This window comes from Actinomadura sp. NPDC049753, from assembly GCF_040674655.1.
Lineage (GTDB): Bacteria > Actinomycetota > Actinomycetes > Streptosporangiales > Streptosporangiaceae > Spirillospora > Spirillospora verrucosospora.
On record NZ_JBFARL010000450.1, the window covers coordinates 1 to 1529 of the forward strand.

A 1529-nucleotide genomic window follows, 5' to 3' on the forward strand; every position below is an offset into this window, starting at 1 on the left:
AACGTGATCATCGCAACGTCCATCGTGCTCATCGTCACGAGCCTGCTGATGGTGGCGCGGGGGCGGGCGGGGACGGCGCCTGCGCGGCGGGCGCCGGCGGCGGGGCGGAGACGTCGGGGAACGAGGGGAGCGGGCCGGCGTCCGACAGCGCCAGGGCGCCGCGGCCGGCGTGCGCCACGTCCGTCACCGGCAGCCCCAGCTCGGCCTGGACGCGCTGGAGCGCCTGCGCGAACTCCACGGCGCTCGCGAACCGCTCGTCGGGCGTCTTGGCCATCGCGCGCACGATGACGTCGGTGACCTGCCGCGGGACGTCGGGGCGGGGGATCGGGGGCGGCGGGTCGTTCAGGATCCGCAGCATCAGCGGCGCGATGCCCTCGCGGGGCGGCCCCTTGAACGCGGGCCGTCCGGCCAGCAGCTGGTAGAGCGTCGAGCCGAGCGAGTACAGGTCGGACCCGATGCCCGGCGGCCTGCCCTCCAGCACCTCGGGGGCGGCGTGGTGCGGGGTGAACGCCTGCGTGTGGGTGGCGTCGAAGCTGTCGACCAGGCGGGCGATGCCGAAGTCGGCGAGCGCGGGCTCGCCGTACCGCGACAGCAGCACGTTCTGGGGCTTGACGTCCCGGTGGAGGACGTCGGTCTCGTGGGTGGCGGCGAGCGCGCCCGCCATCTTCACCCCGATCCGCAGCACCTCGGCGAAGGCGAGGGGCCCCTCCCGCGCGAGCCGGTCGGTGAGCGCTCCGTGCTCGAAGTACTCCATCACGATGTAGGGGCGCCCGGACCGGGTGGTGCCGGTGTCCAGCACGGTCACGATGTTCGGGTGCCCGGAGAGCCGACCGGTGATCTTGCATTCGCGCTGGAACCGCCGCATCGCCGCGTCGTCGACCGCGCTGATCGACATGACCTTCAGCGCGACCATCCGGTCCAGGCGCTCCTGGTGGGCGCGGTAGACGACGCTGAAGCCGCCCTCGCCGACCTGCTCAAGCACCCGGTAGCCCGGAACGTCCTCGGTCATGGGTCGGGGGTTCCCTCTCGATCGCTCGTCTCGTCCGGGGCGCGTGCGGGGCGCGTGCGGGGCTGGTTCGTTCGATGCGGTGCGGCCCGGGGCGGTTCCCCCGGGCACAAGCGTAGTACGGGGAGGAAACGGGCGTGGCTGCTCTCGCGGGGAAGGCCGGGCCCGACCGCCTCCGGCACATCGTACGGAAATGAGATGACATTTCCATTCGGTCGGTTAATCGTTGTGCCAATTGCGCTCCAGCGCCGACTCTCTCCGTCCTAACCTCGGGATTCGCGACGAAGGAACTGCCCCAGAGGGAGTGGCCCGCCGTGACGGACGATGTCATGACGAATCCGCACAGGGAAACACCGCCGACCGAATCGGCTTATGGCGACCTTGTCCGGATGGCGTATTTCGTTCTACCGGGACGGGGAAAGCGCGTCTACCGGCTGGCGATCGCCCGCCGGATCGTGGACTCCACCGCGCGCGGCGCCCGCGACCGCTCCGCCGCCGGGCACGCCCGGCGCCGCACCCGCGT

At 71.9% G+C, this 1529-nt stretch carries 1 protein-coding gene; it reads right to left on the bottom strand.

The window, feature by feature from the left end; genetic code table 11:
- Positions 1–34 precede the first annotated feature (34 nt).
- Positions 35–1009 carry a serine/threonine-protein kinase gene (locus tag AB0K37_RS42135; RefSeq protein WP_363991846.1) on the bottom strand — a complete coding sequence of 325 codons (975 nt, stop codon included), beginning with the start codon at positions 1007–1009 and terminating at the stop codon, positions 35–37.
- Positions 1010–1529 lie beyond the last annotated feature (520 nt).